Source organism: Paenisporosarcina sp. P4_E4_2, from assembly GCF_056401595.1.
On the sequence record NZ_JBFUJC010000282.1, the window covers coordinates 1 to 4,132 of the forward strand.

Here is a 4,132-nt window from a genome sequence, read left to right on the forward strand (position 1 = left end):
CCACTTGGTTGCTCCCATTCCATAAGAAGCTTCTCGTAAATGATTCGGCACTGAACGAATGGATTCCTGTGAAGCTACGATAATAACAGGCAGAATGAGCAAACTCATCGTAAATCCGGCAGCCAGAACACTATTACCTAAAGCTAATGCTCGTACAAAAATCGTTAAACCGAGTAAACCAAACACAACAGATGGTACGCCTGCTAAGTTCGCGATATTCATGCGAATGAATTGTGTGATCTTGTTTTTCTTAGCATACTCTTCTAGGTAAATTGCTGAACCCACACCTAAAATCAAGGATACTGGTGCAACAACGGCCATCATCCAAAGCGATCCAACCAATGCCGCTTTAATCCCTGCTTTTTCAGGGAACCGCGAACCAAAGTTTGTAAAGAATTCAGGAGTTAAATACCCCACACCTTGACTCACAATACGATAAAAGAGTACTGCCAGCGATAACAAAGCAAATAGTGTGGCCATGAAAAATATGGTTTTAAATATTTTATTAACAATCATCCTGCCACTCATTCGTTTAACCACGGATGTATGATCGATATATTTCATCTTAATATTCCTCCCTAAAGCGTTTTGAAATCGCATGAGCTAACCAGTTCATGAGAAGAGTGAAGAGGAATAAAGTAAATCCGACTGCGTAAATCGAATAATAGATGGTCGTTCCATATCCAGCATCACCGGTTGAAACTTGTACAATATAAGCAGTCATTGTTTGAATCGAGTCTGTCATATCCAAATCGAATCTTGGTGTTGACCCTCCTGCCAAAGAAACAATCATAGTTTCTCCGATAGCACGTGACACAGCAAGAACGATTGAAGCCATAATACCTGATAAGGCTGCAGGTAATACTACTTTGATAGCCACTTCAAGTTTTGTTGCTCCCAGGGCTAACGCCCCTTCACGAATAGAGTTCGGTACTGAAGACATGGCGTCTTCTGAAAGAGATGCAATCATGGGCAAAATCATAATTCCCACTACAATACCAGGACTTATTGCATTAAAAATCTTCAGTTCAGGTATAAATTGTTGCAGCAAAGGTGTGACGAAAGTTAAAGCAAAAAAACCATAAACAATTGTAGGAACTCCTGCCAATACTTCAAGAACTGGCTTGATTACCCGACGCATATTGTCACTTGCATATTCACTTAAATAAACAGCTGATGCTAAGCCGAATGGCACCGCAACCACGACAGCGATCAGTGTGACTTTAAGAGTCCCCGCAACTAACGGCAAAATTCCAAAGAGTGGTTCGTTATTTGAGAAAGGCAACCATTCTTTACCGAAAATAAAATCAAGGAAAGGAACACGCTTAAAGAACTCAAACGTTTCAAAAAGCAAAGTGAATACAATACCAAACGTAGTTAATACTGAAATTGAGGCAATTATGAAAAGAATAACTGGAATTGATTTTTCTATCCATTTTTTCCCTTTCTTACCTTTTTGCTTTGCAATCATCTGCTGGACAGATAATTTGGAAGCTTGTTCATTTGAAGCCATTTGAAATCCCCCTATACGTAAGAAAAGTGAAAATGCGAAACCCTGGCATTCGGTTTAACCGGAAGAACAGGCTCAATAGTTGGCTGTCGCTTACGTGCGATTTGGCGCTCACACGTTGACTTATCAACTGTCTCTTCAGCTTTCTTATCAATTAACATGAGAAGAGAGTAGCACCAGTGCTACTCCTTCTTAACCGCTTATTGCAAAACTTACTTTTCACTTCTATTAAAGCTTTATTTTAGTGCTTCTAAAGCTTTAAGATCTTCTTTATAAGTTTCTTCAGGAGATCTTACATAACCGACAGCTTCAGCCATATCCCCAGAATTTTCAATCGTATACTTCATGAAATCATATACTGCTTCATTGTCTTTTACTGAAGAGTTTTTAACATAAACAAACAATGGACGTGAAAGTGGTTTATATTCACCAGTCTCGATTGTTTCGTTAGTTGGTTCAACTCCATCAATAGTTACAACATTCATTGAATCTTTGTTAGCAAGGTAGTAAGCATAGCCAAAGAATCCAATTGCATTTTTATCTCCTTTTACACCTTGTACTAAGACATTGTCATCTTCAGAAAGTGTTGCTGATTTTACGATATCTGCATCTTCAAGAATGACTTCATTGAAGTAGTCAAATGTACCAGAATCAGTTCCTGGTGAGTAGAAAACAACTTCTTCATCTGGCCATTCAGGATTAATATCAGACCATTTTTTTGTTGTCCCATCTTCTACCCATAATTTTTTAAGATCTTCTACTGTTAAATCTTTAGCCCAATCGTTTTCTTTATTTACAACGATTGATAAACCGTCATATGCAACTTCTAATTCAGTAAAATCAATACCGGCTTCTTCAAGCTTAGCCGACTCTTCTTCTTTAATTGGACGTGAAGCATTTGAGAAATCAGTTTCTCCGGCAATGAATTTTTCAAAACCGCCACCTGTTCCAGATACACCAGCAGTTACTTTAACGTCTGGTTGAACAAGTCGATATTCTTCAACTAATGCTTCCGTAATCGGAGCAACTGTAGATGAACCATCACCAGAAACTGAGCCAGACAGTTGTTCTGTCGCTTCTCCGTTTCCTTCTTTATCTCCATTACCGCATGCACCAAGTAAAAGTGCCGAGCCAATCATTGTTGACATCATAACGAATTTCAAGTTTTTCATCTGTCTAGTTCCCCCTAAGGTTGGTTGTTGTTTTCCCTTACAAACAATACTTTAAACGTTCTATGTTGAGGACATATAAACTGAATGTAAAGAAATTGTAAACAAAAAAAGACCATGATATTGAAGTTATCATGGTCTTTTTTTCATATATTATTCAATTGATTTTTCGGTATCTTCTTCTATTTCAGTAGCTGAAAATGCAGGTTTGATAGTTTTCAGTGTTGATGATTCGTTTTCTTCAGTTTTGCCATTTTCCTTTTGTATCGCAAAATAAGCATCGACGACTTCTCGGGCAAGAATCGTTCCCGAACTTTCATACACGCCATTATGATATGGCGCCCATGGAATCATGACGGCATAAGCGATTTCAGGATTATCAAGTGGTGCAAAACCGATGTGCGTGGAGTTGATTGTATTGTCTCCCCAGTAATCTTTTTTCGGCCCATAATAAACTACTTGGGCAGTTCCGGTTTTCCCGGCAGCCTGGAATGGTGCATCCCCAAAATATGATCTCGCAGAGCCGTGATCGCCGTAGTAGACACGGTTCATCCCTTTTTTGATATGTTCTATTTGACTTTGCGTATTGTGAATACGATTCATTACGGTCGGGCCTATTTCTGTGACAAGTGAACCCATCGTTATGCCGTCAGATGAAGGATTTCGGATTTCTTTCACAACATGTGGTTGAATACGACTTCCACCGTTGGCAATCGTGGATACATATTGCGCCATTTGTAAAGGAGTATAAGTATCAAATTGACCGATCGTTAAATCCAGCAGTTTCCCTGCCTTCAATTCTTCCCCCTTAAATCCGGTAGCTTCGCCAGGCAAGTCAATCCCTGTTGGAACACCTAAGCCGAATTGTGCATAGGAATTACGTAGCGTACCAAATGCAGCCTCATCAATATTGATGGGTTGATCAGGTCGGTAAATGGCATTGGCTAAACGGAAACCAATTTTAAACATATAAACGTTCGAAGACCTTTCAAGTGCTTGCAGGTCATTCAAGGGCATTCTTGAAGATCGATTGAAAATCGAACTTTTCGGCTTTGTACCTTTAATTCTAATCGGTTCATCCACCAGAACTTCGCCCATTTCAAGAACACCTTGGTCGTAACCGGTGAGAATTGTTGCCGGTTTAATGACTGAGCCTATTTCATAGGAAGTGGTGAACGTTCCATATGCATAATCATTGACTACCTGTTTACCGTTCTCATCTTTCCCAAGTTGTTTTCCTACCATTGATATTACTTCACCTGTATTAGGATCCATTACAACAACAAAGGCACGGTCCAATAAGTTTGAACCATTTTTCTTTTTCAGTTCCAAGATTTTCGTTTCTACTAAACTTTCAACTTTCGCTTGAAACTCGCTATCGATTGTTAACACTAGATCTTTACCAGGTTGACCTTCAAAGACTGTTTCCGTTTCGGTTACTGTACCTTTTCCG

4 protein-coding genes are annotated in these 4,132 nt (G+C 39.3%); all 4 read right to left on the minus strand.

The window, feature by feature from the left end; translation table 11 throughout:
• A partial coding sequence (locus tag AC1DSB_RS15415) for a PstA family ABC transporter permease (RefSeq protein ID WP_477587043.1) occupies positions 1-564 on the minus strand: 564 nt, incomplete at its 3' end.
• 1 nt (position 565) lies between these two features.
• The gene (pstC, locus tag AC1DSB_RS15420; protein WP_016426929.1) at positions 566-1,513 is read right to left on the minus strand and encodes a phosphate ABC transporter permease subunit PstC; all 948 of its coding nucleotides are present in this window, start codon (positions 1,511-1,513) and stop codon (positions 566-568) included.
• Between the two features lie 233 nt (positions 1,514-1,746).
• Positions 1,747-2,682, minus strand: coding sequence for a PstS family phosphate ABC transporter substrate-binding protein (locus tag AC1DSB_RS15425; protein WP_477531985.1), 936 nt, complete (start codon positions 2,680-2,682; stop codon positions 1,747-1,749).
• A 150-nt stretch (positions 2,683-2,832) separates the two neighbouring features.
• Positions 2,833-4,132: penicillin-binding transpeptidase domain-containing protein (locus tag AC1DSB_RS15430; RefSeq protein ID WP_477587044.1), on the minus strand; the 1,300-nt coding region annotated here is incomplete at its 5' end.

Excerpts from the sequence above, each read along its gene's own strand:
- pstC (WP_016426929.1), bottom strand. The coding sequence starts at position 1,513 with ATGGCTTCAAATGAACAAGCTTCCAAATTATCTGTCCAGCAGATGATT.
- AC1DSB_RS15425 (WP_477531985.1), bottom strand. The coding sequence starts at position 2,682 with ATGAAAAACTTGAAATTCGTTATGATGTCAACAATGATTGGCTCGGCA.